The organism is Meridianimarinicoccus roseus (assembly GCF_003172915.1).
In the GTDB taxonomy this organism is placed as follows: Bacteria; Pseudomonadota; Alphaproteobacteria; order Rhodobacterales; family Rhodobacteraceae; genus Meridianimarinicoccus; species Meridianimarinicoccus roseus.
Window position 1 is genome coordinate 39,895 of the sequence record NZ_QGKU01000039.1, and the last position, 26,543, is coordinate 66,437.

General features: G+C 64.3%; 26 protein-coding genes. 14 read left to right on the plus strand and 12 right to left on the minus strand.

The genetic code is table 11. The features are described 5' to 3' along the window. Positions 1 to 14 precede the first annotated feature (14 nt). Both DKT77_RS12995 and infB read left to right on the plus strand, forming a co-directional pair. Positions 15 to 650 carry an RNA-binding protein gene (locus tag DKT77_RS12995; protein ID WP_109812133.1) on the plus strand — a complete coding sequence of 212 codons (636 nt, stop codon included), beginning with the start codon at positions 15 to 17 and terminating at the stop codon, positions 648 to 650. Continuing rightward, the gene (gene infB, locus DKT77_RS13000; protein ID WP_109812134.1) at positions 647 to 3,139 is read left to right on the plus strand and encodes a translation initiation factor IF-2; all 2,493 of its coding nucleotides are present in this window, start codon (positions 647 to 649) and stop codon (positions 3,137 to 3,139) included. Before DKT77_RS12995 ends, infB begins: the two co-directional genes overlap by 4 nt. Positions 3,140 to 3,373: 234 nt before the next feature. On the opposite strand, the gene DKT77_RS21360 is transcribed toward infB, so the two are convergent. From DKT77_RS21360 to DKT77_RS13015, 4 genes are all read right to left on the minus strand, one after another. Continuing rightward, the gene (locus tag DKT77_RS21360) at positions 3,374 to 3,502 is read right to left on the minus strand and encodes a hypothetical protein (protein ID WP_274520084.1); all 129 of its coding nucleotides are present in this window, start codon (positions 3,500 to 3,502) and stop codon (positions 3,374 to 3,376) included. Positions 3,503 to 3,687: 185 nt separating this feature from the next. Next, positions 3,688 to 4,086, minus strand: coding sequence for a (deoxy)nucleoside triphosphate pyrophosphohydrolase (locus DKT77_RS13005; RefSeq protein ID WP_109812135.1), 399 nt, complete (start codon positions 4,084 to 4,086; stop codon positions 3,688 to 3,690). Further along, complete coding sequence (gene argJ, locus DKT77_RS13010; protein ID WP_420798316.1) at positions 4,083 to 5,381, minus strand: bifunctional glutamate N-acetyltransferase/amino-acid acetyltransferase ArgJ; 1,299 nt, start codon at positions 5,379 to 5,381, stop codon at positions 4,083 to 4,085. Before argJ ends, DKT77_RS13005 begins: the two co-directional genes overlap by 4 nt. Before the next feature lie 58 nt (positions 5,382 to 5,439). Next, positions 5,440 to 6,294 carry a peptidylprolyl isomerase gene (locus DKT77_RS13015; protein ID WP_109812136.1) on the minus strand — a complete coding sequence of 285 codons (855 nt, stop codon included), beginning with the start codon at positions 6,292 to 6,294 and terminating at the stop codon, positions 5,440 to 5,442. 182 nt (positions 6,295 to 6,476) lie between these two features. Here DKT77_RS13015 and secA point away from each other — a divergent pair, with 182 nt between their 5' ends. Both secA and DKT77_RS13025 read left to right on the plus strand, forming a co-directional pair. Then, the gene (gene secA / locus DKT77_RS13020; RefSeq protein ID WP_109812137.1) at positions 6,477 to 9,200 is read left to right on the plus strand and encodes a preprotein translocase subunit SecA; all 2,724 of its coding nucleotides are present in this window, start codon (positions 6,477 to 6,479) and stop codon (positions 9,198 to 9,200) included. Beyond that, positions 9,193 to 9,819 (plus strand): hypothetical protein, encoded by a 627-nt coding sequence (locus DKT77_RS13025; RefSeq protein WP_109812138.1) that lies wholly within the window; start codon positions 9,193 to 9,195, stop codon positions 9,817 to 9,819. Before secA ends, DKT77_RS13025 begins: the two co-directional genes overlap by 8 nt. Here DKT77_RS13025 and DKT77_RS13030 read toward each other — a convergent pair. From DKT77_RS13030 to fliF, 6 genes are all read right to left on the minus strand, one after another. Continuing rightward, positions 9,816 to 10,289 (minus strand): RNA pyrophosphohydrolase, encoded by a 474-nt coding sequence (locus DKT77_RS13030; protein ID WP_109812139.1) that lies wholly within the window; start codon positions 10,287 to 10,289, stop codon positions 9,816 to 9,818. The genes DKT77_RS13025 and DKT77_RS13030 overlap by 4 nt on opposite strands. Before the next feature lie 3 nt (positions 10,290 to 10,292). Continuing rightward, complete coding sequence (locus tag DKT77_RS13035; RefSeq protein WP_109812140.1) at positions 10,293 to 11,327, minus strand: LacI family DNA-binding transcriptional regulator; 1,035 nt, start codon at positions 11,325 to 11,327, stop codon at positions 10,293 to 10,295. Positions 11,328 to 11,703: 376 nt separating this feature from the next. After that, positions 11,704 to 12,390 (minus strand): flagellar type III secretion system pore protein FliP, encoded by a 687-nt coding sequence (fliP, locus tag DKT77_RS13040; protein ID WP_109812180.1) that lies wholly within the window; start codon positions 12,388 to 12,390, stop codon positions 11,704 to 11,706. Positions 12,391 to 12,469: 79 nt separating this feature from the next. Continuing rightward, entirely contained in the window at positions 12,470 to 12,769 is a 300-nt protein-coding gene (locus DKT77_RS13045; RefSeq protein WP_109812141.1) for a FliM/FliN family flagellar motor switch protein, read from the minus strand. Further along, on the minus strand, positions 12,762 to 13,373 hold the full coding sequence (locus DKT77_RS13050; protein WP_109812142.1) for a flagellar biosynthesis protein: 612 nt from the start codon (positions 13,371 to 13,373) through the stop codon (positions 12,762 to 12,764). Before DKT77_RS13050 ends, DKT77_RS13045 begins: the two co-directional genes overlap by 8 nt. Then, a complete protein-coding gene (fliF, locus tag DKT77_RS13055) occupies positions 13,370 to 15,064 on the minus strand; it encodes a flagellar basal-body MS-ring/collar protein FliF (protein ID WP_238547875.1) in 1,695 nt (564 codons plus the stop codon). Before fliF ends, DKT77_RS13050 begins: the two co-directional genes overlap by 4 nt. Before the next feature lie 116 nt (positions 15,065 to 15,180). Here fliF and DKT77_RS13060 point away from each other — a divergent pair, with 116 nt between their 5' ends. The 7 genes from DKT77_RS13060 to DKT77_RS13090 all read left to right on the plus strand — a co-directional run bounded on the left by DKT77_RS13060 (position 15,181) and on the right by DKT77_RS13090 (position 21,467). After that, positions 15,181 to 15,666, plus strand: a complete 486-nt coding sequence (locus DKT77_RS13060; RefSeq protein ID WP_109812143.1) for a flagellar basal body-associated FliL family protein — start codon at positions 15,181 to 15,183, stop codon at positions 15,664 to 15,666. A gap of 4 nt (positions 15,667 to 15,670) precedes the next feature. Beyond that, the gene (locus tag DKT77_RS13065) at positions 15,671 to 16,072 is read left to right on the plus strand and encodes a hypothetical protein (RefSeq protein WP_238547876.1); all 402 of its coding nucleotides are present in this window, start codon (positions 15,671 to 15,673) and stop codon (positions 16,070 to 16,072) included. Positions 16,073 to 16,156: 84 nt separating this feature from the next. Further along, entirely contained in the window at positions 16,157 to 16,666 is a 510-nt protein-coding gene (locus DKT77_RS13070; protein WP_238547877.1) for a MotE family protein, read from the plus strand. Positions 16,667 to 16,719: 53 nt separating this feature from the next. Then, positions 16,720 to 17,589 carry a flagellar motor stator protein MotA gene (gene motA / locus DKT77_RS13075; RefSeq protein ID WP_109812183.1) on the plus strand — a complete coding sequence of 290 codons (870 nt, stop codon included), beginning with the start codon at positions 16,720 to 16,722 and terminating at the stop codon, positions 17,587 to 17,589. Then, on the plus strand, positions 17,586 to 19,514 hold the full coding sequence (locus DKT77_RS13080) for a tetratricopeptide repeat protein (protein WP_109812145.1): 1,929 nt from the start codon (positions 17,586 to 17,588) through the stop codon (positions 19,512 to 19,514). The genes motA and DKT77_RS13080 overlap by 4 nt, the downstream gene beginning before the upstream one ends. Positions 19,515 to 19,651: 137 nt before the next feature. Beyond that, on the plus strand, positions 19,652 to 20,287 hold the full coding sequence (locus DKT77_RS13085) for a ribonuclease HII (protein ID WP_109812184.1): 636 nt from the start codon (positions 19,652 to 19,654) through the stop codon (positions 20,285 to 20,287). An 85-nt stretch (positions 20,288 to 20,372) separates the two neighbouring features. Next, positions 20,373 to 21,467, plus strand: a complete 1,095-nt coding sequence (locus DKT77_RS13090; protein WP_109812146.1) for a site-specific DNA-methyltransferase — start codon at positions 20,373 to 20,375, stop codon at positions 21,465 to 21,467. Positions 21,468 to 21,482: 15 nt separating this feature from the next. Here the strand turns inward: DKT77_RS13090 and DKT77_RS13095 are convergent, their stop codons facing one another. Continuing rightward, a complete protein-coding gene (locus DKT77_RS13095) occupies positions 21,483 to 21,938 on the minus strand; it encodes an Lrp/AsnC family transcriptional regulator (RefSeq protein ID WP_109812147.1) in 456 nt (151 codons plus the stop codon). Positions 21,939 to 22,077: 139 nt separating this feature from the next. Between DKT77_RS13095 and ald the strand changes: the two genes are divergently transcribed. The 3 genes from ald to DKT77_RS13110 all read left to right on the plus strand — a co-directional run bounded on the left by ald (position 22,078) and on the right by DKT77_RS13110 (position 25,315). After that, entirely contained in the window at positions 22,078 to 23,196 is a 1,119-nt protein-coding gene (ald, locus tag DKT77_RS13100; RefSeq protein ID WP_109812148.1) for an alanine dehydrogenase, read from the plus strand. A gap of 113 nt (positions 23,197 to 23,309) precedes the next feature. Then, positions 23,310 to 23,741: a universal stress protein gene (locus DKT77_RS13105; RefSeq protein ID WP_109812149.1), complete on the plus strand. Its 432-nt coding sequence runs from the start codon at positions 23,310 to 23,312 to the stop codon at positions 23,739 to 23,741. 20 nt (positions 23,742 to 23,761) lie between these two features. After that, complete coding sequence (locus DKT77_RS13110) at positions 23,762 to 25,315, plus strand: alanine/glycine:cation symporter family protein (protein ID WP_109812150.1); 1,554 nt, start codon at positions 23,762 to 23,764, stop codon at positions 25,313 to 25,315. Between the two features lie 66 nt (positions 25,316 to 25,381). On the opposite strand, the gene DKT77_RS13115 is transcribed toward DKT77_RS13110, so the two are convergent. Continuing rightward, complete coding sequence (locus DKT77_RS13115) at positions 25,382 to 26,395, minus strand: glycoside hydrolase family protein (protein ID WP_109812151.1); 1,014 nt, start codon at positions 26,393 to 26,395, stop codon at positions 25,382 to 25,384. Between the last annotated feature and the right edge of the window lie 148 nt (positions 26,396 to 26,543).

Sequence of the window (26,543 nt, forward strand, 5' to 3'; positions counted from 1 at the left end):
ACGGACCCTCTGGAATGACCCGTGGCGGCGCGGATAAGAACCGGGATGCGCCCGAGCGCCGGTGCCTCGTCACCGGCACGCGAGGCGGCAAGGCGGGATTGGTCCGCTTCGTTGTCGGGCCGGGCGATGTAGTCGTTCCCGATATACTGGGGCGACTTCCGGGCCGGGGGATGTGGCTGACGGCGGACCGTGAGGTTCTGGAGACGGCGGTGCGCAAGCGAGCATTCTCGCGCGGGGCGAAGAAACAGGTGGCCCCGCCCGCCGATCTGGCCGACATGGTCGAGGCGGCACTGCTGCGCCGGGTGACCGACCTGCTGTCGCTCGCCCGCAAATCGGGAGCCGCGGTGGCGGGTTACGAGAAGACGAAGGCCTGGCTGGTGTCGGGCGAGGCAGAGGTGCTGCTGCAGGCCGCCGATGGATCGGAGCGGGGCAAGGCCAAGCTCAGACCACCGGACGGGCCGGACAGCCTGATCGGAATTATGACCGCGTCCGAACTGGGTTTGGCCTTTGGACGTGAAAATGTGATACACGGCGCGCTTGCGGGTGGCGGACTCACAACGCGTGTTGTAGAGGAAGCCGCACGTCTGCAAGGCATGCGCGCACAGCACGTCGGGGACCGCCCCGTCGGAAAGGGTACGACGACCATATGAGCGATAGTGACGGCAAAAAGACTCTCGGCGTTCGCGGTGGACCGCGTTCAGGGCAGGTGAAGCAGAGCTTCAGCCACGGACGGACGAAGAACGTCGTGGTTGAAACCAAGCGCAAGCGCGTTGTGGTGCCCAAACCGGGTGCGGCCAAGAACCCGTCGGTCTCCGGTGGGGACCCGTCCCGTCGTCCCGCCGGGATAAGCGATGCCGAGATGGAGCGCCGCCTGAAGGCGCTGCAGGCCGCCAAGGCCAACGAAATGCAGGAAGCCCGCGATCGCGAGGCCGAAGAACGGCGCCGCGCCGAGGAGCGTGAACGGCGCAAGGCCGAGATCGAGGCCAAGGAGCGCGAAGAACGCGAGCGCGAGGAAGCGCTGAAGGCCAAGGAAGAGGCTGAGGAATCCGCCCGCAAGGAAGAGGCCGCCCGCAAGGAGGCCGCGGCCCGTGCCAAGGCTACGCCGCAGGCGACCCCGGCCGATGCGCAGGCCGCCGAGGCGCGCGCCACGCCCACCAAGTCTGGCGCGCCGACCCCGCGCAAGCAGGACAACAAGGACCGCGACACCGCCCCGTCCAAGGGCAAAGGCATGGGCGACGGTCGCCGGTCCGGCAAACTGACACTGAATCAGGCCTTGTCGGGCGGCGAAGGCGGGCGGCAGCGCTCGCTTGCGTCGATGAAGCGCAAGCAGGAACGCGAACGCCGCAAGGCCCAGAGCCAGGAATCGCGTGAGAAGGTCGTGCGTGACGTGCAGCTTCCGGAAACCATCGTGGTGTCGGAACTGGCCAACCGAATGGCAGAACGCGTGGCCGATGTGGTCAAGGCGCTGATGCAGAACGGCATGATGGTCACCCAGAACCAGTCGATCGACGCAGACACCGCCGAACTCATCATCGAGGAATTCGGCCACCGCGTGCAGCGCGTCTCCGACGCCGACGTGGAACAGGTTATCGACATGGTGCAGGACGATCCGGGCAAACTGAAGCCGCGCCCGCCGGTCATCACCGTGATGGGTCACGTGGATCACGGCAAGACCTCGATCCTCGACGCGATCCGCAATGCCAAGGTGGTTGCGGGCGAAGCCGGCGGGATCACCCAGCATATCGGCGCTTACCAGGTGACCACGGACAGCGGACAGCTCCTGACGTTCCTCGACACGCCGGGCCACGCCGCCTTCACCTCCATGCGTTCGCGCGGGGCACAGGTGACGGACATTGTGGTGCTGGTGGTGGCCGCGGATGACGCGGTGATGCCGCAGACCGTCGAGGCGATCAACCACGCCAAGGCCGCCAAGGTCCCGATGATCGTGGCGATCAACAAGTGTGACAAGCCGTCGGCCAACCCCGACAAGGTGCGCACCGACCTGCTGCAACACGAGATCATCGTGGAAAAGCTGTCGGGCGACGTGCTGGACGTGGAAGTGTCGGCGCTGACCGGCAAGGGTCTGGACGACTTGCTGGAAAACATCGCGCTGCAGGCCGAACTTCTGGATATCCAGGCCAACCCCGACCGCAGCGCCGTAGGCGCGGTGATCGAGGCGCAGCTCGACGTGGGCCGCGGCCCTGTCGCGACGGTTCTGGTACAGAACGGCACATTGCGCCAGGGCGACATCTTCGTCGTCGGCGAGCAGTGGGGCAAGGTCCGTGCCCTGATCAACGACCAGGGCGAACGCGTGAAGGAAGCCGGACCATCCGTTCCGGTGGAGGTGCTGGGTTTGAACGGCACGCCCGAGGCCGGCGACGTGATGAACGTGGTCGAAACCGAGGCGCAGGCCCGCGAGATCGCCGAATATCGCCACCAAGCCGCGAAGGACAAACGCGCCGCAGCCGGTGCCGCCACCACTCTGGAACAGCTACTGGCCAAGGCCAAGGCGGACGAGGACGTGGTCGAACTTCCGATCCTCGTGAAGGCCGACGTGCAGGGATCGTCCGAGGCGATCGTTCAGGCGATGGAGAAGATCGGCAACGACGAGGTGCGCGTGCGCGTGCTTCATGCCGGTGTGGGTGCGATCACCGAAAGCGATATCGGCCTTGCGGAAGCTTCCAACGCGCCGGTCTTCGGGTTCAACGTACGGGCCAACGCTTCGGCCCGGAACACCGCGAACCAGAAGGGTGTCGAGATCCGCTACTACTCGGTGATCTACGATCTGGTGGACGATGTGAAAGCGGCGGCTTCGGGCCTGTTGTCGAACGAGATCCGCGAGAAGTTCATCGGCTATGCCAACATCAAGGAAGTCTTCAAGGTGTCGGGCGTCGGGAAGGTTGCCGGCTGTCTCGTGACCGAAGGCATCGCGCGCCGTTCGGCGGGTGTGCGCCTTCTGCGGGACAACGTGGTGGTCCACGAAGGCACTCTGAAAACGCTCAAGCGCTTCAAGGACGAGGTGGCCGAGGTCCAGTCCGGTCAGGAATGTGGCATGGCTTTCGAAAACTACGAGGACATCCGGCCAAACGACGTGATCGAGATCTTCGAACGCGAAGAGGTCGAACGCACCCTGTCCTGAAGGTTCAATCCCGAAGCATCGCACGCCCCGGCCTGTCCGGGGCGTGTTGCGTTATGGGGCCGCCCCGCCCTCGCGGGGCTTGATGACGGCATCTACAACGCAGAACAAAATAAGCCGCGAACACTGGGTTCGCGGCTTACGTCTGTCAAGCCAGAGCAGTAGGAGTTGGGAAACACAGTTGGCCCGCCCTGGACCCGACCGGCGTTCACATGGCCGCGGCGGCGGCCGAAAGGGTCAGGATCCGACGAGCGTTCCTTCAAACACGCGGGAGCCTACCTGCACGGCGACTTTCCCGTTGTTGAGCACCTGCACGAAGGTTCCCTGAACCGATATGCAGGTTCCGATCATGATAGTCTTGAGCATCTGCTTCTTCCCCAAAGCTGAATTTCACACATTCGTTATAGTTAATTCGCGTACATAGTTCACCAATAAAAGCTTCATAAATCTGAAAAACAGCTTAATTTTGCATCATTCTGGTAACAAATTTTCGGCAAACTGCGACGTCTTGGCGCGAAATATTGTTTCACAGCATGACGCAGCGCAGCAACTCACACCCACTCGCGAATCACGGGTATCAGCGGAAGGTCAGCTGCCGCCATCGGATAATCGCGCAGCAAGGCCGGTTTCACCCACTTGAGCGCCTGCCCCTCACGCGCGACAATGACGCCCTGCCACTTGCGGCAGATGAACACCGGCATCAGCAAGTGAAACTCATCATAGCCATGTGAGGCGAAGGTCAGAGGGGCAAGGCAGCTTTGCCACGTGTCGATGCCCAGTTCTTCATGCAGCTCGCGGATCAGCGCCGCCTCGGGCGTCTCGCCGGGTTCCACCTTGCCGCCCGGAAATTCCCAAAGCCCCGCCATCGCCTTGCCCGCCGGGCGCTGCGCCAAAAGCACGCGGCCGTCCGGGTCCACCAGGACGACAGCCGCCACGAGAACCAGTTTCACGACCGGTAATCCGCGTTGATGCGGATGTAGTCGTGGGTCAGATCGCAGGTCCAGACAGTGGACGTGCCACTGCCAAGTCCAAGATCGACACGCAGCACAAGCTCGGCCTGCCTCATGTAGGCCGCGCCGGTTTCTTCACGGTAGTCGGGCGACACCCAGCCGTTTTCCGCCACGATATGCGGCCCGAACCAGATCGACAGGCGGTCACGGTCAGCCGCCGCGCCGGACTTGCCGACGGCCATCACGACGCGGCCCCAGTTCGGGTCCTCTCCCGCAACAGCGGTCTTGACCAGCGGTGAATTGGCGATGGCCAGCGCAACGCGGCGCGCATCGGCGTCGTCTGCCGCTCCTGTAACCTGCACTTCGAGGAACTTCGTCGCACCTTCGCCGTCGCGCACGACCTGCTGCGCGAGATCCAGCATCACGTCCTTCAGCGCCGCGCGGAACATCTCCGCCGCCGCGCTGCCCGAAGCGATCTGCGGTCCGGCCTGCCCGGTCGCCGCAAACAGCAGCGTGTCCGACGTGGAGGTGTCGCTGTCCACCGTGATCGCGTTGAAGCTGGTGTCGGTCAACTCGCGCAGCATCGCCTGAAGCTGCGGCTGGTCGATCCGCGCATCGGTGAAGATGTAGACCAGCATCGTGCCCATGTCGGGTGCGATCATACCGGATCCCTTGGCGATGCCGGCGATCCGCACCGATGCTCCGTCAAGAACCACCTCGGCGCCCGCGCCCTTCGGGAACGTGTCGGTGGTCATGATCGCGCGGGCAGCGTCCGCAAAGACGGCGGGCCTCAGCCCGGCCACCAGACCGTCCAGCGCGGCGACGATCCGGTCATGGGGCAGCGGTTCGCCGATCACCCCGGTCGACGAGGAAAAGACCCTCGCCTCGGGCACGCCGGTCCGCGCGGCGACCGCGCCAGTCACGGCAGCGACAGAGGCCCGCCCACCCGCCCCGGTGAAGGCGTTGGCGTTTCCCGAATTCACGACGATCGCCGCGCCCGCATCCGAGGCGGCGGGGCGCGCCAGCTTGTCCTCGCAATCCAGCACCGGCGCGGCACGCGTTGCGGAACGCGTCGTCACGCCCGCCATCACGGTGCCCGGTGCCAAAACGGCCAGCATCACGTCGGTCCGGTTGCGATAGCGAACACCGGCCGAGCCGGCCGCCAGCGTCACCCCGGCCACGTCCGGCAGCGCCGGAAATCCGCCCGCCGGCGCCAGCGGCGAAACCGCGGCGGCTTTCCCAGCGGCCCTGGCCACCCTTGCGGCACGCATCTGTGCCCGCCGCTGCGCCTGCATGCGCACCACAGCGCGGCGTTGGCGCCGCATCTCAGACGCCGTGTCGATCATGGCCGCCTCAGTTCTGCAGAAGGTCGGCGTCGCTCAGGAACCCCGGAGCGATCTCGTCGGCGGACTTGCGGGTGATCTCGGCCGCGTCCTCCAGTTCGGTGAGCCGTTCGGACAGGATCTGCTGCTGCAGCTCCGTCACGATCTCTTGCCGGACCTCGTCGAGCGGCGGCGCTTCGGCAAGACGTTCCTCATTCAGGCGGATCACGTGCCAGCCGAACTGCGTCTCTACCGGCGCGGACACCTCGCCCGGCGCCAGCGCGACCACGGCCTGTTCGAACTCCGGCACCATCATCCCCGCGCCGAACCAGCCAAGGTTGCCGCCGTTCGGGCCGGACGGGCCGGTGGACCGCGCGCGTGCCGTCTCGGCGAAGTCGGCGCCGCCCGCGATCTCGGCGACTACCGCCTCGGCGTCTTCGAGGCTTTCGACGAGGATATGCGAAGCGTTGTATTCGGTGCCTTGTGCCGCATCGGCATAGCGCGCGTCATAGGCGGCCTGCACCGCCTCTTCGGTCAGGCGTGCGTCGAAGAGGCGCTGCGCCTCGCTGTTCGCGCGCATGTTGCGCTCCTGATTGTCCAGCGCCAGTCGCGAGACACGGTCGAGCGCGGCGACCTCGCCCGCCAGAAGCTGCTGCTGTACCGCCTGGTCCACCAGCCCGTCGAACAGCGCCTCGTCCGGAAGCATCTGGTATTGCTGGGGCAATTGCGCCCGCATCATCAGAAGGTGGCCTGCCGTGATGTCCACGCCGTTGACCGTGACGATAACGGTGTCGGCGGTGGCCTGCTCCTGTGCCTGCGCGGATGCACCGCATATCGCGGCGGCAAGGCAGAGAGGGGACAGCCAAAGGCTCGGACGGATGGGCATGAAACTTCCTTCGGATTGGGCCGCGCTGTGCCGCGACGTTGACACTCAAGATGCCGCCCCTTACATCGCGACAGGTCTGCAATGCGGGGCGTCCTGGCCGCTGTTGTAGGATGAGTGGTGGTGCGGGGCAACCCGTGCACTGGCCGCCTCGCACCAGGGTAGCGCAAGCGGAGAAGTGACACGTGCTGGGTATCGGAACACTCGCGAAGAAAGTCTTTGGCACCCCCAACGACCGCCTGGTCAAATCGGTTCGCCCTCTTGTTGCGAAGATCAACGCGCTGGAACCCGAGTTCCAGGCGCTTGACGATGATGGCATCAAGGCGCGCACAGCGAATTTGCAAAAGCGCGCCCGCGAGGGCGCCGACCTTGACGATCTTCTTCCCGAAGCGTTCGCCAACTGCCGCGAGGCCGCACGCCGCGCGCTGGGTCTGCGCGCATTCGACACGCAGTTGATCGGCGGCATCTTCCTGCACCGCGGCAACATCGCCGAGATGAAGACCGGCGAAGGCAAGACACTGGTCGCAACCTTTCCGGCCTACCTGAACGCGCTGTCCGGCGAAGGCGTGCATATCGTCACCGTGAACGATTACCTCGCCCGCCGTGACGCCGACTGGATGAGCAAGGTCTACGGTGCACTTGGGTTGACGACCGGCGTGGTGTACCCACAGCAGCCCGAAGACGAGAAGAAGGCGGCCTATGCCGCTGACGTCACCTACGCGACCAACAACGAGCTTGGTTTTGACTACCTGCGTGACAACATGAAGGCTGACCTTGCTCAACTCAGCCAGCGCCCGCACAACTTCGCCATCGTGGACGAGGTCGACAGCATCCTGATCGACGAGGCGCGCACGCCGCTCATCATCTCGGGGCCCAGCCAGGACCGCAGCGACCTTTACAAGGCAGTCGATGCCTTCATCCCCGAAATGGCCGAAGACCACTTCGCGCTGGACGAAAAGACCCGCAACGTCACTTTCACCGACGAAGGCAACGACTTCATCGAACAAAGGCTGATGGCAGCCGGGCTTCTGCCCGAGGGCCAGACGCTCTATGACCCGGAAAGCACCACGCTGGTGCACCACGTCACGCAAGCGCTGAAGGCGCACAAGCTGTTCCAGAAGGACAAGGACTACATCGTGCGCGACGGACAGGTCGTGCTGATCGACGAATTCACCGGCCGCATGATGGCCGGGCGCCGCCTGTCGGATGGCCTGCACCAGGCGATCGAGGCGAAGGAGGGCACGTCGATCCAGCCCGAGAACGTGACGCTCGCCTCGGTCACGTTCCAGAACTATTTCCGCCTCTACAGGAAGCTCTCCGGCATGACCGGCACCGCCGCCACGGAGGCCGAGGAATTTCAGGAGATCTACGGGCTGGGCGTTGTGGAGATCCCGACCAACAAGCCGATCGCACGAGTCGACGAAGACGATGCGGTCTACCGCACCGGCCGCGAGAAATACGCCGCCATTGTGGAAGAGATCCGCACCGCCCACGCAAAGGGCCAGCCGGTCCTTGTCGGCACGACCTCCATCGAGAAATCCGAGGCCCTGTCGGATCTCCTCAAGAAAGCGGGGGTGCCGCACAACGTCCTGAACGCGCGCCAGCACGAGAAGGAAGCGCAGATCGTCGCTGACGCCGGCAAACTTGGCGCGGTGACCATCGCCACAAACATGGCGGGTCGCGGGACCGACATCCAGCTTGGCGGGAACGTGGAAATGAAGGTGCTGGAGGCGCTGGCCGCCGATCCGGACGCCCATCCCGACGAATTGCGCGCCCGGATCGAAGCCGAACACGCCGACGAGAAGGCGAAGGTGCTGGAAGCCGGTGGCCTCTTCGTGCTCGCCACGGAACGCCATGAAAGCCGCCGCATCGACAACCAGTTGCGCGGCCGCTCCGGGCGCCAGGGCGATCCGGGCCGGTCGTCCTTCTTCCTGTCGCTCGAAGACGATCTGATGCGCATCTTCGGGTCGGACCGACTCGACAAGATGCTGTCACGTCTCGGCATGAAGGAAGGCGAAGCGATCGTGCACCCTTGGGTGAACAAATCGCTTGAGAAGGCGCAGGCTAAGGTCGAAGGGCGGAACTTCGACATCCGCAAGCAGCTGCTGAAATTCGACGACGTGATGAACGACCAGCGAAAGGTCATCTTCGGCCAGCGCCGCGAGATCATGGAAGCCGCCAACGTGGCCGAGATCACCCGCGACATGCGCCACCAGGTGATCGAAGATCTGGTCGAAACGCATATCCCGCCCAAGACCTATGCCGACCAGTGGGACGGGCCCGGCCTTTATGCCGCCGCGCTCGAGAAGCTTGGGATCGACGTGCCGGTGACCCTCTGGGTCGACGAAGAAGGCGTCGACGACGAGGTGATCCGCGACAGGCTGACCCGCGCCGCAGATGAACTGATGGCGAAGAAGGCCACCGATTTCGGCGCCGAGAACATGCGCACCATCGAAAAGCAGCTTCTGCTTCAGACCATTGATGCGAAGTGGCGCGACCACCTGCTGAAGCTGGAACACCTGCGTTCGGTCGTCGGCTTTCGAGGCTACGCCCAGCGCGACCCGCTGAACGAATACAAGAACGAAAGCTTCCAGCTGTTCGAAGGGCTGCTGAACGGGCTGCGCGAAGAGGTCACCCAGAAACTTGCGATGATCCGCCCCCTCTCCGAGGAAGAGCGCAACGCGATGATGCAGCAGATGCTTGCGCAACAGCAAGCCGCACTCGGAGCCCGTGCAAGTCAACCTGCCGCCGAAGCCGTAGCGGCAGGGGCCGATGCCGCCCCTGATGCCGAACTTGCACCAGACTTCGATGAATCGGACCCAGCGAGCTGGGGCAATCCCGGCCGCAACGAACCCTGCCCCTGCGGCTCGGGCAAGAAGTTCAAGCATTGCCACGGACGGCTTGCCTGACGCCGCGCTGGTTGCCCGCAGCCTGTGGCTGCTGTGCCTCGGCCTTGCCGCATCCCCGGCAGCGTCGCAGGACTGCACGCCCCGGATTTCATTGAGCGGACCGACTGGTACGGGTTTTGCGCTCGCACTGACGGCGCCGTGCAATCCCTACGGACGGGTCGGTGTCGCGCTCGGTCCGGTCATCGCCTTCGGCGAGGAGACCGATGCCGACGGGCGCCTTGAACTCTCGCTCCCCCCGCTACCACAAGGCACGTCCTTGACGCTCGCCATCGGCGCGCACCGTCTGACACCCGACCTTCCCGGGGAGCCCACCGGCACGGCCAGCCTCTCCGCGGTGATCTGGCCGGATGGCACGGCGTGGGGGATGCCGGGGGTCACGTTTGCCGAGTCCGGCACCGGAGCCGTGCAATACCGGCTCGGGTTTCCCGGGCTCGGCCCTATCGCCGACATTCGCGTCGGCGCAGTTCCGGATCGTCTCGATATTCCAGTGACGCCTGACAGTTGCGGCCGCGCCGTCACAGCAAGCGTCGTGACCGGGGGGCAGGCTGAAACACTGTCCTTCACTGTGCCCGCCTGCGACGGGGTGCCAGGCATCCTGCGGATTCCGCTTGACGGCTAGAGCTGCGGGCCCAGTTCCGCGAAGACCTGCTCGTAGACGCCGCGCTTGAACGGCACGATGGCAGCGATCAGCGCCTCCGGTTTCATCCACTGCCACACGGAGAATTCAGGGTGCGCGGTTGCGATCGTGATATCCTCGTCTGCCCCCGCAAAACGCAGCAGGAACCACTGTTGCTTCTGCCCCCTGAAACGGCCCTTCCAGACCCTGCCTTGCAACTCGGGCGGCAAATCGTAAGTCAGCCAGTCCCGCGTCTGCGCCTCGACGGTCACCAACGCGCCGGAAACGCCGGTTTCCTCCTCCAGTTCCCGCAATGCGGCAGCGCGCGCGCTCTCGCCCGGATCGATCCCCCCCTGTGGCATCTGCCACGCGCCCGGCGTGTCGATTCTCTGCCCTGCAAAGACGTGCCCGTCCGGGCGGGCAAGCACGACGCCGACACACGGGCGATAGGGCAAGTCGGTCCGATCCTGCATGGCTCAAGCCTCCGCCGGACGGCGCAATGTGTCCCCGTAGGTGATCTCGGGCACGAGTGTGACAACCTCGCCGCCGCCTTCGGCACCCCGCAGAGTGCGTGCCGCGATGATCTCTGCGGCCTTGCGGCCGATCTCCGACCGGCAGGCATCCATTGTCGCCAGATGTTTCGGCAGACCCTGCAGCAAATTGACCCCGTTGAACCCCGCAAGCCCGATCGTGCCGGGAATGTCCATGCCGCGCTCGAGGCAGTAAAGCAGCCCGCCGGCCCCGATCATATCGTTGGAATAGTAAAGGAAATCCACATCCGGCGTTCGGGCGAGCATCGCCTCGGTCATTTCCCGCCCTTTCATCAGCGCGGACCCGCCCGCATAGAACTCCTGGTCCGCGATTTCTAACCCGGCCCGCGCAAGCGCCTGCGTGAACCCCTCGAACCGTTTGCGGGCGCGGAAATCAAGCGGCATCTTCGTGCCAAGGAACCCCACGCGCCGGTAACCTGCCCTGACGATCGCCTCGCCCATCTCGCGCCCGGCGCGGCGGTGAGAAATGCCGACCATGGCATCGACCGGCTCGCCGTCGGTGTCCATGATCTCCACGATCGGGATGCCGGCATTGGCCAGCATCGCCCGCGCGGGGTCGGTATGCTCCAGCCCGGCAAGGATTACGCCGGCGGGCCGCCAGGACAGCATCTCGTACAGCACGGCCTCTTCGCGTTCAGGGCGGTAATGGCTCAAACCGACAACGGGTTGCAATTCCGTGTCATCAAGGATCTCGGAGATGCCCATCATCACCTCCGGGAATACCATATTCGACATGGACGGAATGATGACCGCAACGAGGTTGACACGCTGCGAAGCAAGGGCGCCGGCAATCTTGTTGGGAACGTAACCAAGGGTCTTGGCAGCTTCCAGGACCCGGGCCCGCGTCTTCTCGGAAACGTCGCCGCGATTGCGCAGAACGCGGCTGACAGTCATTTCGCTCACGCCCGAAGCCTCCGAGACATCACGAAGCGTCAGCGGGCGGCGCGGTGGATTTGGCATCTGAAGTCCTTCCGTTCAGTGCACGGATCATACGAAGAAAAATCGCGGGGCTGCAATCGCCCTCGGACCGACGACAGTGTCGCGGTCTGCCCGGTCCGCGTGCCGTGATCGCGCCGGGCGGAGAGGCCGCCCCACAGGTCAACACCGGCTCCGGAAAGCAACCCGGCGCATCAAGCAACCGCGGCGCGGCACGGGAAAAGCATGACCCGCGCCGAGTGCCACGCCTTGCCGCAGATGACTCTGTCCGATCAGCCAGATTGACCATGTTTGAAAAAGACGGCGTGGGTCCGCGCAGCGGCAGCCCAGCTGATAATGGTCAGCACGAGCGTGGCGGCAACGTCATCGGCTGTGCGAAAGCGCGGAAGCGTTCGGCACGCTATACGTAGCCCCTGACAAGGGCGTCCGCGATCAGCGTCCAGCCATCGGCCACCACGAAGAAGGCCAGCTTGAACGGCAGCGAAACGATCGCGGGAGGCACCATCATCATACCCATCGACATGAGGATCGCAGCGACGACGAGGTCGATGATCAGGAACGGCAGGAATATCAGGAAACCGACCTCAAAGGCCCGCGAGAGTTCCGAAAGCATGAAGGACGGGACAAGCACTGAAAGGCTGGAGCCATTGTTCATCCCGGCTTGCGGCAGACCGCGCAGGTCCGACAGGCTGTCGAAGGTAGCCGGGTCGGTGCGACCGATCATGAAATCGCGAAATGGCGCAATGGCGGCGTTGAAGGCCGCCTCAATGGGCAATTCGCCCCGCACCAGCGGTCCGCCTCCTTCGGCCCAGGCAATCAGAAAAACCGGCTCCATCACGTAGTAGGTGAGAAACAGGGCCAGACTGACAATCAGCATGTTCGGGGGAGATTGTTGCAACCCAATGGCCTGCCGAAGGATCGCAAGAACAGTCACGATGAACGGGAAGGCCGTGATCATTATGGCAATCGCCGGAGCAAGGCTGAGTACGGTGACCAGCAGAAAGATCTGCAGGACGCGCCCCGACATCTCGCCAGACCCGGCAAAGACCTCGTCCAGCCCCTGTGCCGCAACGCCACGCGCCGTCATCGAAAGGCAGATCACCGCGACCAGAACCGAAATGCCTAGGACCCGAACGCATCTCGGCCCTGACGCCCATGATAGGCAGTCAGAGGCTCGCAGACTCATCCGAAACATCCAAAATTCGCACCGCCAGTTGTCCGTCGGTGCTCCCTTCGATTTCTTCCAGGACACCCCGCGCAATCAGTCTATCTCCAACATAGAGTTCGACCGGATCCGCGAGGTTCTTGTCGAGCGGCAGGACGGAACTTTTTTCAAGCGATAGCAATTCTTCGACCTTCAGCCGCGCGCGGCCGACGACGATACGAACTTCGACCGGCAAACGGGTGAACGGGTGCCGACCACCTTCGAAGGATCGATCGTTCAGAACTGTATCCGGCTCATCCATGTGCTTTCAGGGCCTCCTGTTCGAAACCTGCGAAGAATTCCCGGACAGCCGTATCGATTTCGAAAATTGCCGTCGTCATGTCCACGGCCTTCTCCTCTGCGCCGACCTTCACGAAAATCTGGTCCCCGACCAATGTCGTCTCTTCCTTGATTACGACCGGAAAACCGAGATCCTCGGGCAACAGGCCTTCCAGAACCTCACGGTTCTTAGGCGCCACCAGCAGGGTGATCGGCTGCGAGGACGCCTCGTGAGCAAGGCTGCTCATCTGCTCCCAGATCAACTCGGGGAGCGCAGTGCGGGCGATCTTCGGCAGCACACCTTCCACGGCACTCTTGACGAAACCCTCCACGCCCTTGAGCACATGCACGCGGGCCTCGTGATAGGTGAAAGACAGGTCCGAAAGGTTGGCCTTCAGGGCGGAAGAAATCTTCGACTCGTCCGCGGCGATCGTATTGGTCGAATCGTCCCAACCAGCCTTGTATCCGTTCTCGAACGCGAGGAGCCTTTCCGCCTCCCGCTGTTCGAGGCCAACAGCGCCGTCCTGACCCGGACCTCCTGGCTCGCCCAGATCGAAATCTTCAAGACTCAGACTGACTGTTTTCACACCGCGTCTCCCGATTTCTCATCCTCGATCCAGTTCCGCAGGATTTCGACGGTATCCATTTGCCGTTCCTCGACCATTTGGCGCAGGCTCGACACCATGTGGCCGAGCCGGTCGCCCCGGGACCCGGCGGGTTGCTCCATCTCCGCGGAATAAACCGTGGGCAGGTCCGCCGGACCGCTGCGGTCTGCGCTTTCCTGTAGTGGGTTCGAAACAGCCCGGATGTCCTGCGGAGTTCCGGCCTCAAGACGCTGCACGCCAATGTCGGCCTCGGCCAGGGCAGGGATCCCGGCTTCTCCGGACACGCCATCCGGCACCACCTGTTCCCGCGAGGCCGTCAAGACGGGGCGCACAACGAACAGGCCAAGAGCCAACACAACCAGTGCAAGAGCTGCGAACTGCACCAGCTTCACTGGGTCCGCCACCAGACCGGCGAACCAAGGCGCCTCTTGCGCCATGACACCCACGTCCGCGTTCGGCCCGAACGGCATGGCCTTTACGGAAACCCGATCACCGCGCGCATCGTCCAGTCCGACCGAAGCGGAAACAAGGTCGCGGATATCCTCTATTTCCTTGCGAACCAGTTCTTCCAGTTCCTCTGCGCTCAAGTCGGCCTTGTTACCCGAAACCAAAGCGTCCCGGTTTAGGAGAACCGCGACCGTCATGCGCTTCACTGCGCCAGGCCCGCGCTCCAGGTCACGCGTCACCTCCGATATCTCGAAGTTCGTCACGGTGCGTGATTCGGAGTTTTGGCTTTGTGAGCCTTGTGCGGCCTCTCCCGCATCGCCGTTCGGAAGGTTGCTGGCGACGGTTACAGCGTCCCCTCCACCGTTCTTTTCAGAACTGACCTTTTCCTGCACATCGGTGCTGACCGCGACCCTCGACTGGGGATCTATCCGCCGCTCGATGATCCGTTCCGTTTCGGTCACCGGCTCGACCGACAACTCGACGATCGCATTGCCAAGACCCAGACGCGCGTCCAGAAGCCGCTCGACACTCTGCTTGAGAGCCTTTTCCTGAGCTATTGCACTTGCGGCTGAGTGATCGTCCCCGCGCCCGCCGATGACCCGGCCGGATTCGGCGTCGATCACCGTCACCCGGTCCGGGTTTAGGCCCTGTACCGCAGAGGCGACAAGGAAGCGCAACGCATCCGCAACCGCGCTGGACACGGCCCCCGAACGCGCTGTCAGCATCACGGAAGCCGTTGTGTCAGCATCGCGCCGAAACGAGCCGCCGACCGGGTTTCCGATATGCACGCGCACCTGCCGGACATCGGGGCTGGACAGGATCGTGCGCGCCAGTTCACCCTCCTTCGCACGCCAGTAGGCAGCGTCGAACATCTGGGAGGTCGTGCCAAACCCGGAAAGCCCGTCCAGGATCTCGTATCCGGCACCGCCAGCCATGGGGATGCCCCTCGTCGCAAGCCGCATGCGCAGCGCATCCCGCTCCATTTCGGGGACGAAGATCGCTTCTCCCCGAATTTCATAGGGCACGCCCTGACCTTCCAGAGCCTCGATCACCTCGCCCGATTGAGTGGCATCGAGCCCGGAGTACAACAGCGCGAGTTGCGGTGTTGCAGCGATTCGGGCCAGGGCCAGGACCGCCGCGAAGACCCCGAGCGTCGCGGCAATGACGACAGCCTTCCGGCGCAGATCAAGCGCAGACCAGATAGCAGCCAGATCGTTCACATCCATGTCCTTTCCGTTTTGGTCCAGCACCAAGCCTTGGGCTGACAATGCCCCGGCCGACTTAACAATCGGTTAGCCAGCTTAATGGTAGGCATTGGCTCGAACGGAACGTGGAGAGAGCTATGGCAGAGCAACAGGAAGAAGAGGTGAAGAAGTCAAAGAAACCTCTTCTTTTCGGGGCTTTGGCTGCTGTCGTTCTTGGTATCGGCGGGTACCTTGTTGCAAGCGGCACACTGATTCCTGGACTGTTGGGCGGAAGCCACGCGCCCTCTGCGGAAACTCATGCTGACCCTACGCCCGCGGGACAGGCGATCAGCTATGTGCCGATCGAGCCGCTGATGATCAGCATGACCCGCACAACACCGGTCAGACAGTTGCGCCTCGAAGCCGAACTCGAAGTCGTGCCCGGCTACGAGAGGCATGTGGAAAGTCAGATGCCGAAGGTTCTCGACGTGATGAACACATATCTCAGGGCGATCGACCTCGCCGACATCGAAGATCCGGCAGTCCTTCTTCGCACACGGCTGCAGCTTCTGCGGCGCGTCCAGGTCACGGTCGGAGAGGGCGTGGTCGAGGGCCTGCTGATAACGAAATTCCTGATCTCATAGGTGAATGATGGCTTTGGTCGCTGATATTCTACTCATAGCGGGCGCACTCGGAGCTGGCTTCTACTGCTTCGTCCTTTCCCGGAAACTCAGTCACTTCAAGAACCTCGAAACGGGTGTCGGTGGCGCGATCACGGCCCTGTCCGCACAGGTTGAGGAAATGACGGCGGCTCTCGAAAAGGCTCGCGCGGATGCGCAGTCTTCCACGACATCGCTTGATGAAAGCTCGCAGCGCGCCGAACTGGCCGCCGCGGAACTGCGCCAACTGATGCAGCAGCCGATTCCCCCAAGCCCATTAAAGACCGGTCCGTTCCAGGATCGCGAACCGCCCGCAGAAAAGGTGGAACCGGCTCAACCGACATTTCGCAGAAGGCGCGCTAACGGCGCGCGCCCGGAACCGGAGGTCTGACACATGAAAAGCATATCCGGCAGGTTATTCGGACCACCCAGCACAACCGCGATCATCGCGACGTTTCTGATCGGGTCCGCGGCCGTGCGACTGGCCGGCGGCACCGCGCATGCCATCGCGCTGGAAGTGGACAATCTGTCCAGCCCTTACGCATCCTATCCTGAAACGGACCTCGGCCAAAGCTCGGCAGAGATCGACAGGATCCTCAATCAGCTTCAGGTGAGGTCCGAGAGCCTAGACCGAAAGGAAACCGAACTTGTACAGCGGCAAGAGGCTCTTGAAGATCTGAAGGCTCAGGCGGACCAGCGCCTGCAGGAGCTCAAAAACGCACGAGCGGCCTTAGAGGACATGGTCTCGGTCGCCCGTACGGCTGCCGAAAAAGACGTCTCGCAGCTTGTATCGGTCTATGAAAGCATGAAGCCAAAAGAGGCAGCCCGCGTTTTCCAGCAGATGCCGCCCGAGTTCGCGGCGGGCTTTCTGTCCCGCATGCAGCCGGAAGCTGCGGCCAGCATCGTCGCCAATCTCGAACCCACAACAGCCTATTCGATCAGCGTGGTACTTGCAGGCCGCAACGTCGATGCGGCGCCCAACTGACCGGATAACGCAAATGCGCCCGACAGGGCCAATCCATGCGGGGAATGAATGACATGATCGGGATCATCGGCGTTATAATCGTTTTTGTGATGGTGTTTGGCGGCTATCTGGCTGCCGGTGGCAAGATGGGGATCATCCTCAAGTCCCTTCCCTACGAATTCGTGATGATCGGCGGCGCCGCCATCGGGGCTTTCACGATCTCAAACGATCTGGCCTCCATAAAGCATTCGGTTGCCGACGTCGGAAAGGTCTTCAAAGGCCCGAAATGGAAACCACAGGACTATCGCGACCTCCTGTGCCTGCTGTTCGAGTTGATCCGTCTCGCGAAGCAGAACCCGGTGGAACTGGAAGCCCATATCGAAGATCCGCAGTCGTCGACCATCTTTTCGAAGTATCCGCGTATCGTCGGCGATTCCGAAGCCGTGGAACTGGCCTGCGACACGCTGCGTTCGGCATCCATGAACTTCGACGATCCACACCAGGTCGAAGAGGTTCTGGAGAAGCGTATCCAGGAAAACTTCCTGCATCGGATGCATTCCAGCCACGCGCTTCAATCAATGGCGGACGGCTTGCCCGCCCTTGGCATCGTCGCGGCCGTTCTTGGCGTTATCAAGACGATGGCGTCGATCGACCAGCCTCCGGAGGTGCTGGGCAAGCTTATCGGGGGCGCGCTTGTCGGCACGTTCCTTGGTGTCTTCCTCGCCTATGGCCTTGTGGGACCATTCGCTGCGCGGCTGAAGTCGATCATCGAGGAGGACAACTATTTCTATCAGCTGATCCGCGAGGTACTCGTGGCGAATTTGCACAATCACCCGACGAACATCTGCATTGAGGTCGGCCGACAAAGCGTTCCGGGGCATGTCCGTCCCTCCTTCACGGAACTTGATGAAGCGATCAAATCCGCCAAGCAGAACGCGGCATGAGACACGTCCTGACATGCACGGTTCTGGGCCTTTTCGCCATGGCAAGCAGCGCTGCCGGACAGGTCGAGGTCCGGTCGGGGGAACATGGTTCGTTCACACGCCTTGTGTTCTACCTCGAGGCACCGGTCAGCGAGTGGGAGGCGGTCAAGACGCCCGAAGGGCTCATGGTCGGACCCGTCGATACGAGCGAGGTGCCGGAGTTCGAGTTGGGATCCGTATTTGACTTCATCCCGCGCGTGCGCATTGCCGATCTGCGCATCACGGGCAGAGGGCTGGAAATCGCGTCGGACTGTGCCTGCGACATCACGGTCTTTCCCTACCGCGACGATGTGCTGGTGATCGACTTCGCTGACGTCGCGCCAGGACAGTCGCCGGACTACAGCGGACTCGCGACCGGCTTCAGCGACGTCCTCCCACAGCACACCGCCGGCCGGACGCGCGGCGCCGTGGCGGTCCCAGTCCTGCCTCCCGCAAAGCCCGCGCCCGTGCCCGTGCCCTCCGTCATCGCCTTCGATATCGGCAAAGCGCGGGAAAGATCGGTGTCTTCCGACGCAATCCTGCGCAGCCTGTCAGACAACATCGCGAACGGCATCCTGTCCCCGGCACCGCGCCGGACCACCGCGACGGTACTGATCGGCGAGGGGAAGGGCATCCAGCTGTCGAGTGCGCTGCACCCCCGTCCGGGCCTGTCCGACGCGCCGCAGACACCCGAGACAGCCTGCCCTGCGCCGGGGACGGTGGACCTGTCCACGACCGCCGTCGATACAGCGCAGCTTCTTGGCGATCTGCAACGCGCGAAGGCGGCACTTGCCGAAGTGCTGGACGCGGACCCCACCGAAGACGCGGTGGCACTGGCCCGGACCTACCTTGTGCTCGGATTCGGGGCCGAAGCGCGGCAGGTGCTGGAGGCATACGCAGCCTCTGACGACGCCACAAAGCTTCTTGGGGCCGTTGCGGCGATCGTGGACATGCCCGGAACTCCCGTGCCCGACTATCCGCCCGCGCATGTCGCGTGCAGCGGCATGGCATCCGTCTGGGCGACCATCGCCGCGCCGTCGGCCCAACTGAGCCGGTACAGCCTTGATGCGAAAGCGATCCTGAGAACCCTGTCCGGGCTTCCACCGGTCCTGCGCAGACACCTGGCACCGCACGTGTCGAAGAAATTTGCCGATCTCGGACTGGACGAGGACGCATCGATCGCGATGGCGGCCGCCGACCGGGCCGCCGAAACGGCCGACGCCGCCACCGCGACACGTCACGGCCCGGCGTCGGCACCTCGACCGCAACGAACTGCGCCGCACACGGACGCATGGAGCACGCCTGTCGCCGCTGCCCATTTCGATGCAAATGTCTGGGCGGCTCTCACGGAAAGCACTCTGGAACTGCCAGACAGGATCCTGATCGAAGCGGCCATAAAGGACGCCCCGGACGGCGCCAGCCGCCTTGAAGCCATAGCGCACTACGCGCAGCGGCTTGCGGAGGTCGGCAAACCGGTCGTGGCCCTCTCGTATCTCGACCAGGTCATCGGAGGCCGGATGCTGGAACCGGACGCGCTGTCGTCCGTGCTTGACGCCGCACTCGACGCCGTGGCCGAGAATGCCAGCGATGGACAGATCCTCGCCGTCTCGGCGGCGCTGGAGGAAAAGAGCTGGTTCCGGGGCGCCGATCTCTCTGGAAAGGCAAGTTTTCTCGGACGCTCCGCGCAATTGAAGGGCGCGCTCGGCCTGGCTGAAGCCGGAACCGTATCGCCGCTGGAGGCGCCGCGACCCTCCGCGACGGACGTGCGGGCCGAGGATGTGGTGTCGCCTCCCGAACCGGCCCCGACTCGCTCGGCCCTTGCCAGCCTGCTGGATGCCAGCGAAGGAGCCGTGGCCGATGCAGACGCGATAAGCGCCGAACTGGAGGCGCTTCTGGAAACCTGGTGAACGGGCACTGGCGACTTCCCCTATTTCGCCTGACTCGGCAAGCCGTACTTCGGCGCGATAAAGAACGTATCTTTCGGGTTGCACCAGCACCCCCATGCCGGGCAGATCTCGGCCGGAACATGAAAGACATCGCCGTCATGCGCACACATCCCGACTTCAGTCTGGAGGCTGCGGCCCTTGCCGGAGGCGCGTGCCGCGTCGCCGGTGTGGACGAGGTGGGCCGCGGCCCGCTGGCGGGGCCGGTCACCGCTGCCGCGGTTGTGCTCGACCCGGAAGACATTCCGCCCGGCCTTGATGATTCCAAACGGCTGAGCGCGCGCAGCCGGACCGCGCTTGCCGCAGCCCTGGCCACGCGGGCCGACATCAGCATTGTCCATGTCGGTGTCGACGAGATCGACAGCCTGAACATCTTGCGCGCGTCACAGCTTGCCATGCACCGTGCACTCGCCGGGCTGTCAGTCCCGCCCGACCACGCGCTGATCGACGGAAACGCCCTGCCCCGTGACCTGTCGATGCCCGCGCAGGCGGTGGTCAAGGGCGATGCCAGATCGCTGTCCATCGCCGCCGCCTCCATCGTCGCCAAGGTCGCGCGGGACGCGGTGATGGCGGATCTCGCGCAGGCATTTCCCGGCTATGGCTGGGAACGAAACGCGGGCTACCCGACCCCGGCGCATCGCGCCGCGCTCAAAGCCCTGGGGGTCACCCCGCACCATAGACGCAGCTTCGCCCCCGTCCACAACATCTTGTATCCCAACACAAACCTAAGCCGCTGATTCCAAAAAACAAATTGACCGCGAATCGGTTTTGACTCATCTTGGCCAAAAAACGCCCCCGCGCGGGCATTCAGAGGCAGCCAAGATGAAGAAAACCCCTCACGCCCCCGCGGACCTGCCGCGCAACCGGATCCTTCAGGGCGATTGCATCGCACAGATGAACGCGCTTCCGGCCGGATCGGTCGATCTCGTCTTCGCCGACCCGCCCTACAATCTGCAATTGCGCGGCGACCTGCACCGCCCCGACAACAGCCGCGTCGATGCCGTGGATGACGATTGGGACCGGTTCGACAGCTTCAAGGCCTACGACACGTTCACCCACGCGTGGCTGACTGCAGCGCGCCGCGTGCTCAAGCCGAACGGCGCGATCTGGGTTATCGGCAGCTATCACAACATCTTCCGCGTCGGCGCGGCGCTGCAGGACGCAGGGTTCTGGGTGCTGAACGACGTGATCTGGCGCAAGTCCAACCCGATGCCGAACTTCCGCGGCAAGCGGCTGACCAATGCCCACGAAACGCTGATCTGGGCCTCGCGCGGCGAGGGCGCGAAATACACCTTCAACTACGAAGCGCTCAAGGCGCTGAACGACGACGTGCAGATGCGCTCGGACTGGGTGATCCCGCTGTGCACAGGGCACGAGCGGCTCAAGGACGAGAAGGGCGACAAGGCCCACCCCACCCAGAAACCCGAGGCGCTGCTGCACCGGGTCATCGTCGGCACGACGAACGCGGGCGACGTCGTGCTTGACCCGTTCTTCGGCACCGGCACGACCGGCGCCGTGGCGCGCAAGCTGGGCCGGGACTTCATCGGCATCGAACGCGACGCGGGCTACATCAAGGCGGCGCAGGCGCGGCTGGACAAGGTCCGCCCCTACGACGCCTCGGCGATCGAGGTCACCCGAGCCAAGCGCGCCGAACCGCGCGTGCCCTTCGGCCAACTGGTCGAACGCGGCCTGCTGCGCCCCGGCGAGACGTTGGTGTCGCCGCGCAACAAGGCCGCGAAGGTCCGGGCCGACGGCACGCTGATCGCGGACAACGTGAAGGGCTCCATCCATCAGGTCGGCGCCGCACTGGAAGGCGCGCCCAGCTGCAACGGCTGGACCTACTGGTCGTTCCGGCGGGAAGGCAAGACGGTGCCGATCGACGTGCTACGCCAGCAGATCCGCGCCGAATTGTCCTGATCGCCAGGCGGGACCCTATCGGATCGGATAACCCCGCCACTGCTGCACCGGCTTCAGCGTGAAGATCGTCTGCATGCTGGCCACGTTGGGCAAGCGCGCCAGGCAGTCGCGGTGGATCGCGGCGTAATCCTCCATGTCGCGGGCCACCACGCGCAGGATGTAGTCGGCGTGCCCGCTGGTAAGGTGACATTCCAGGATGTCGTCGAACCGGCACACGGCCTGCTCGAACGCGTCCAGCACCTCTCGGGCCTGCGAGCTCAGGCTGATCTCGACGAAAACCTGCAACGTCAGCCCCAGCTTCACTCGGTCGATCCGCGCAGCATAGCCCGCGACCACTCCGGACTCCTCCAGCGCACGAACCCGCCGGTGGCAAGCGGACGGCGACAGGCCCACAGACTCGGCCAGCACGGCAATTGACCGCGCACTATCCTGCTGCAGCGCAGAAATTATCTTGCGGTCGAACGCATCCATCAAAAAATTTCCCGCGAAAGCACCATATCTCGCAAATTTCTGCCACAGCGCGCGGCGGCTTGCACGCAGAAACGCAACAATTCCCGACGCTCCGGCGTCACAACGCCGGCACACGCAACCAGCACAGGGGGTTCCCGACATGCTCATCGGCACACCGCGCGAGATCAAGAACCACGAATACCGGGTCGGCCTGACCCCCGAAAGCGTCACCGAACTGGTCGCACACGGCCACGGTGTGCTGGTCGAAACCGGTGCCGGGGCGGGCATCGACGCGGATGACGCCGCCTATTCCGCCGCCGGGGCCGAGATCGTGTCCGGCGCGGCCGAGGTGTTCGAACGCGCCGAGATGATCGTCAAGGTCAAGGAACCGCAGGCCGCCGAGCGCGCCATGCTCCGGCCCGGCCAGATCCTCTACACCTACCTGCATCTCGCGCCCGACCCGGACCAGACCCGCGATCTCGTGCGCTCGGGCGCGGTCTGCATTGCCTATGAAACCGTGACCGACGCGCAGGGCGGCCTGCCGCTACTCAAACCCATGAGCCAGGTCGCGGGCCGCATGTCGGTGCAGGCCGGCGCGACCACACTGGAAAAGGCGCATGGCGGGCGCGGCGTGCTGCTGGGTGGCGTGCCCGGTGTCGCCCCCGCCAAGGTCTGCGTGATCGGCGGCGGCGTGGTCGGCTTCAACGCGGCACAGATGGCCGTCGGGCTGGGCGCCGACGTGACGATCCTCGACCGTTCGCCGACGGTGCTGGAACGGCTCGGCATCCATTTCGAGGCCCGCGCCAAGACCCGCTTCTCCAACACCGCCAACCTTGCCGCCTGCGTGGCCGAGGCCGACCTCGTGATCGGCGCGGTGCTGGTGGCCGGCGCGGCAGCACCCAAGCTGGTGACACGCGCGATGCTGGGCACGATGAAACGCGGCGCGGTGATGGTGGATGTCGCCATTGACCAGGGCGGCTGCTTCGAAACCTCGCACCCGACCACCCATGCCGACCCGACCTACCAGGTGGACGGCATCGTGCATTACTGCGTGGCCAACATGCCCGGCGCCGTCGCGCGGACCTCCACCTACGCGCTGAACAACGTCACACTGCCTCATGCGCTGCGCATCGCCGATCTGGGTTGGCAAGGCGCGCTTGCGGCCGACCCGCATCTTGCGGCGGGGCTGAACGTCCAGCGGGGCCACGTGACCCATCCAGCTGTGGCCGAAGCGCTTGGATATGATCTTCTGCCCACGGAGAAGGCAATTGCCGCCTGAGCCGATGCAGGTTTAGGTTTAACGAACATGAACGGCGGAGCCGGGCCGCTAGGGGTTCACACCGGTCACGCGCCTGCAACCATAACAAGATGGACCCAACGGGAGACAGACAGATGCCAGACGAACTCTACGTGGTCGCCTACGATGGCGAACACAGGCGCGCGGTGGATCATGCCGTGGATCAGGCCAGACGCTCGGGCGCGCGACTACATATCGTGCACGTGATCGAATGGTCGCCCTACCGTTTCCTCACGCCTCAGGAACTGGAGGAACGGCACAAGCGCCGGTCCGAGGAAGTCGCCCGCGCCGAGGCCGAGGTGATCCAGCCGATCCTGTCCGAACTCGGCAACGCGGGGATCGAGGCAACGGGCGAGATCCGTTATGGCAACGTGGTGGAGCTTCTGGCAGCGATCGCGCAGAAACAGCACGCCAGCGGCATCATCATGGGCCGCTCGCGCGGGACCAGCTTCGGCGGCCGCATCTTCGGCAGCGCAGCCATGGGCCTTGCCCAGGTTTCGCCCGTGCCCGTGACCATCGTGCCATGACCGCAGGCAGGAGAACCCCCATGAAGAAAATGTTTCCCGCGGCACTCGCCGCCACCCTCGCACCCTTCGCCGCAGCGGCACAGGGCATCGACGAGGCGATCAATTCGATCGTCGGCACGGCCACCGGCCCGTTCGTCAGCTTCATCTTCGCGCCGTTTCCAGGCACGTCCTTTCCCTGGATCGTGCTCTGGCTCGTGGTCGGCGCGACCGTCTTCACCATCTATTTCGGCTTCATCCAGCTGCGCGGCTTCGGCCATGCCATCGGGCTGGTGAAGGGCGACTATTCCCACCCCGAGGACGAGGGCGAGGTCAGCCATTTCCAGGCGCTTGCCACCGCGCTCTCCGGCACCGTGGGGCTTGGCAACATCGCGGGTGTCGCGGTCGCCGTGTCCATCGGCGGGCCGGGCGCGACCTTCTGGATGATCCTTGCCGGCCTCATGGGCATGGCGTCGAAGTTCACCGAATGCACGCTGGGCGTCAAATACCGCAACGAATATCCGGACGGCACCGTGTCGGGCGGCCCGATGTATTACCTGACCAAGGGCATGGCCGAACAGGGCCGCGCCACGATCGGGCGCATCCTTGCCGTACTTTTCTCGATCTTCTGCATCCTCGGCGCGCTCGGCGGCGGCAACATGTTCCAGGCCAACCAGGCACATGCACAGCTTGTGAACATCACTGGCGGTGCGAACAGCTTCCTTGACGGGAACGGCTGGATCACGGGCATCATCATGGCCGGGATCGTGTTCCTCGTGATCGTGGGCGGGATCAAGTCCATCGCCCAGGTGACCGAGAAGCTCGTGCCCGCCATGGCGATCATCTATGTCGGGGCCGGGATCATCATCCTGATCATGAACTACGACATGATCGGCTGGGCCTTCGGGCAGATCTTCGCGGGTGCCTTCACCGGGCTGGGTGTTGCGGGCGGGCTTGTCGGCGCACTGATCCAGGGCTTCCGCCGGGCCGCCTTCTCTAACGAAGCGGGCGTCGGTTCAGCTGCGATCGCCCACTCGGCCGTGCGCACCAAGGAACCGGTGACCGAAGGCTACGTGTCGCTGCTGGAGCCGTTCATCGACACCGTCGTGATCTGCACCATGACCGCGCTCGTGATCATCATCACCGGCGTGCTGGGGCAGGACCCGTCCACCGGCCTTTACATCTGGGACGCGGAACTGGGCCGCATCGCCACCGAGGGCGGCGTCACCGGGGTGGAACTGACCTCCGCCGCGTTCGGCTCCTCGATCTCGTGGTTCCCGCTCGTGCTGGCGGTCGCCGTGGTGCTCTTCGCGTTCTCGACCATGATCTCCTGGAGCTACTACGGGCTGAAAGCCTGGACCTTCCTCTTCGGCGAAGGCAAGGCCACCGAACTGGCGTTCAAGGTCATCTTCTGCATCTTCGTGGTGCTCGGCGCGGCGATGAGCCTTGGCCCGGTGATCGACTTCTCGGATGCCGCGATCTTCGCCATGGCCGTGGTGAACATCACCGGGCTCTACTTCCTGATGCCGATCGTGAAGCGCGAGTTGGAAAAGTACAACGCCAAGCTGGCCTCGGGGCAGATCGTCAAGGTCAAGTGACCCGCCGCACATGACGGATCGAAGGGGGCGCATTCCGGTGCGCCCCCTTATTCGTGCCGCCCCGCATCACCCTGCGGGCGAAGAAAGAGGCGCCGCCGCCTTCGGATCCGGGACGACGCGCAACAGGCCGCCGTTTTCCACGACCACCGGATCGGGGTCTGTCACCACGCCCACGAACGGCACGCCGCCGGGCTGGTCGGCAAAACCCATGATCCGCAGGCCACGCCCCGTCTCTAGAATGCGCGCGGCATAGCGCCGGCAGGGCAGATCGCCGTCCAGAAAGCCCGGTGCGACGCGCCACGGCCCGCGCGGGCTGTCACCCAGCAGGTAGTGGCTGCCAGTCATGGGCCCGCCTTCGGTCGTCTCGGCAAGCTCCTTCGAGAAATGGTGCGCGGCGGTGCAGAACAGGCAGTACCACTGGCCGTCCACCTCGAAGATCTGCGGCACCTCCAGCTGGCCATAGCCGCCCACGAAGACCGGCGGCTGCAACTCCCAGGTGGTCAGGTCGGACGAGGTGGCAAGCCCGATGGCGCCGCCCGCGTTCGCCTCCGCCACACCGGCGGCGCGCGCGGTGAAGAACATCAGCCAGCCATCGCCGTCCGGGTCGCGCATCACCCACGGATCGCGCATCGCCCGGTCATGCCAGAAGCCGTGCATCATCTCCGTCTCATAATGCGCGGCGTTCGGGCCCGTCAGATCAAGGCACAGCCCGTCGCCGACACGTGTCCAGCCGTGCAGGTCGTCCGAGGTCGCGTGCCCGATACGCTGGTAAAGCCCGTCCTCGGCCCGGCTGGTGCCGGTGTAGAACAGGTGCCAGCGCCCGTCGTCGCCGCGCATGACGGACCCCGTCCAGGTCGTGTAGTCGTCCCACGCCGGCTCCGCCGCCGGGGCAAAGCAGGTGCCCTTGTGATCCCAGGTCACCAGATCCTGCGAGGTCGCATGCCCCTGGCTCACGTTGAAATGGCGCTGTTCCGGATCGCCAAGCGATTTGGGCGCCTTCAGGAAGTAGCCGTGCCACTGCGCCCCGTCATGGACGTACCAGGAATCCCAGATCCAGTCGTGTTCAAGTGCTATCGTCATGTCGGATTGTCCTTTCACTCAGGTGAACGAGATGGGGGTATGATCCCGCGCTGCGGCACCGGGGAGAAAACCGGCACCGGCGACGCGATAAGCGCAGCGTTCGGTTGGAAGACGGCGTGCAGACCCGCCAAAACCGGCCAGGACCATG

Coding starts and splice junctions, on each gene's coding strand:
- DKT77_RS13015 (WP_109812136.1), bottom strand. CDS start 6,294: ATGCCCATCCGTCCGAGCCTTTGGCTGTCCCCTCTCTGCCTTGCCGCC.
- DKT77_RS13060 (WP_109812143.1), top strand. CDS start 15,181: ATGGCAGAGCAACAGGAAGAAGAGGTGAAGAAGTCAAAGAAACCTCTT.
- DKT77_RS13045 (WP_109812141.1), bottom strand. CDS start 12,769: ATGGATGAGCCGGATACAGTTCTGAACGATCGATCCTTCGAAGGTGGT.
- DKT77_RS13110 (WP_109812150.1), top strand. CDS start 23,762: ATGAAGAAAATGTTTCCCGCGGCACTCGCCGCCACCCTCGCACCCTTC.
- DKT77_RS13105 (WP_109812149.1), top strand. CDS start 23,310: ATGCCAGACGAACTCTACGTGGTCGCCTACGATGGCGAACACAGGCGC.
- DKT77_RS13030 (WP_109812139.1), bottom strand. CDS start 10,289: ATGCAGGATCGGACCGACTTGCCCTATCGCCCGTGTGTCGGCGTCGTG.
- DKT77_RS13080 (WP_109812145.1), top strand. CDS start 17,586: ATGAGACACGTCCTGACATGCACGGTTCTGGGCCTTTTCGCCATGGCA.
- DKT77_RS13115 (WP_109812151.1), bottom strand. CDS start 26,395: ATGACGATAGCACTTGAACACGACTGGATCTGGGATTCCTGGTACGTC.
- ald (WP_109812148.1), top strand. CDS start 22,078: ATGCTCATCGGCACACCGCGCGAGATCAAGAACCACGAATACCGGGTC.
- DKT77_RS13085 (WP_109812184.1), top strand. CDS start 19,652: ATGCGCACACATCCCGACTTCAGTCTGGAGGCTGCGGCCCTTGCCGGA.
- DKT77_RS13065 (WP_238547876.1), top strand. CDS start 15,671: ATGATGGCTTTGGTCGCTGATATTCTACTCATAGCGGGCGCACTCGGA.
- DKT77_RS13035 (WP_109812140.1), bottom strand. CDS start 11,327: ATGCCAAATCCACCGCGCCGCCCGCTGACGCTTCGTGATGTCTCGGAG.
- DKT77_RS21360 (WP_274520084.1), bottom strand. CDS start 3,502: ATGCTCAAGACTATCATGATCGGAACCTGCATATCGGTTCAGGGAACC.
- argJ (WP_420798316.1), bottom strand. CDS start 5,381: ATGCAGGCGCAGCGGCGGGCACAGATGCGTGCCGCAAGGGTGGCCAGG.
- DKT77_RS13090 (WP_109812146.1), top strand. CDS start 20,373: ATGAAGAAAACCCCTCACGCCCCCGCGGACCTGCCGCGCAACCGGATC.
- DKT77_RS13095 (WP_109812147.1), bottom strand. CDS start 21,938: ATGGATGCGTTCGACCGCAAGATAATTTCTGCGCTGCAGCAGGATAGT.
- infB (WP_109812134.1), top strand. CDS start 647: ATGAGCGATAGTGACGGCAAAAAGACTCTCGGCGTTCGCGGTGGACCG.
- fliP (WP_109812180.1), bottom strand. CDS start 12,390: ATGACGGCGCGTGGCGTTGCGGCACAGGGGCTGGACGAGGTCTTTGCC.
- DKT77_RS12995 (WP_109812133.1), top strand. CDS start 15: ATGACCCGTGGCGGCGCGGATAAGAACCGGGATGCGCCCGAGCGCCGG.
- motA (WP_109812183.1), top strand. CDS start 16,720: ATGATCGGGATCATCGGCGTTATAATCGTTTTTGTGATGGTGTTTGGC.
- fliF (WP_238547875.1), bottom strand. CDS start 15,064: ATGGATGTGAACGATCTGGCTGCTATCTGGTCTGCGCTTGATCTGCGC.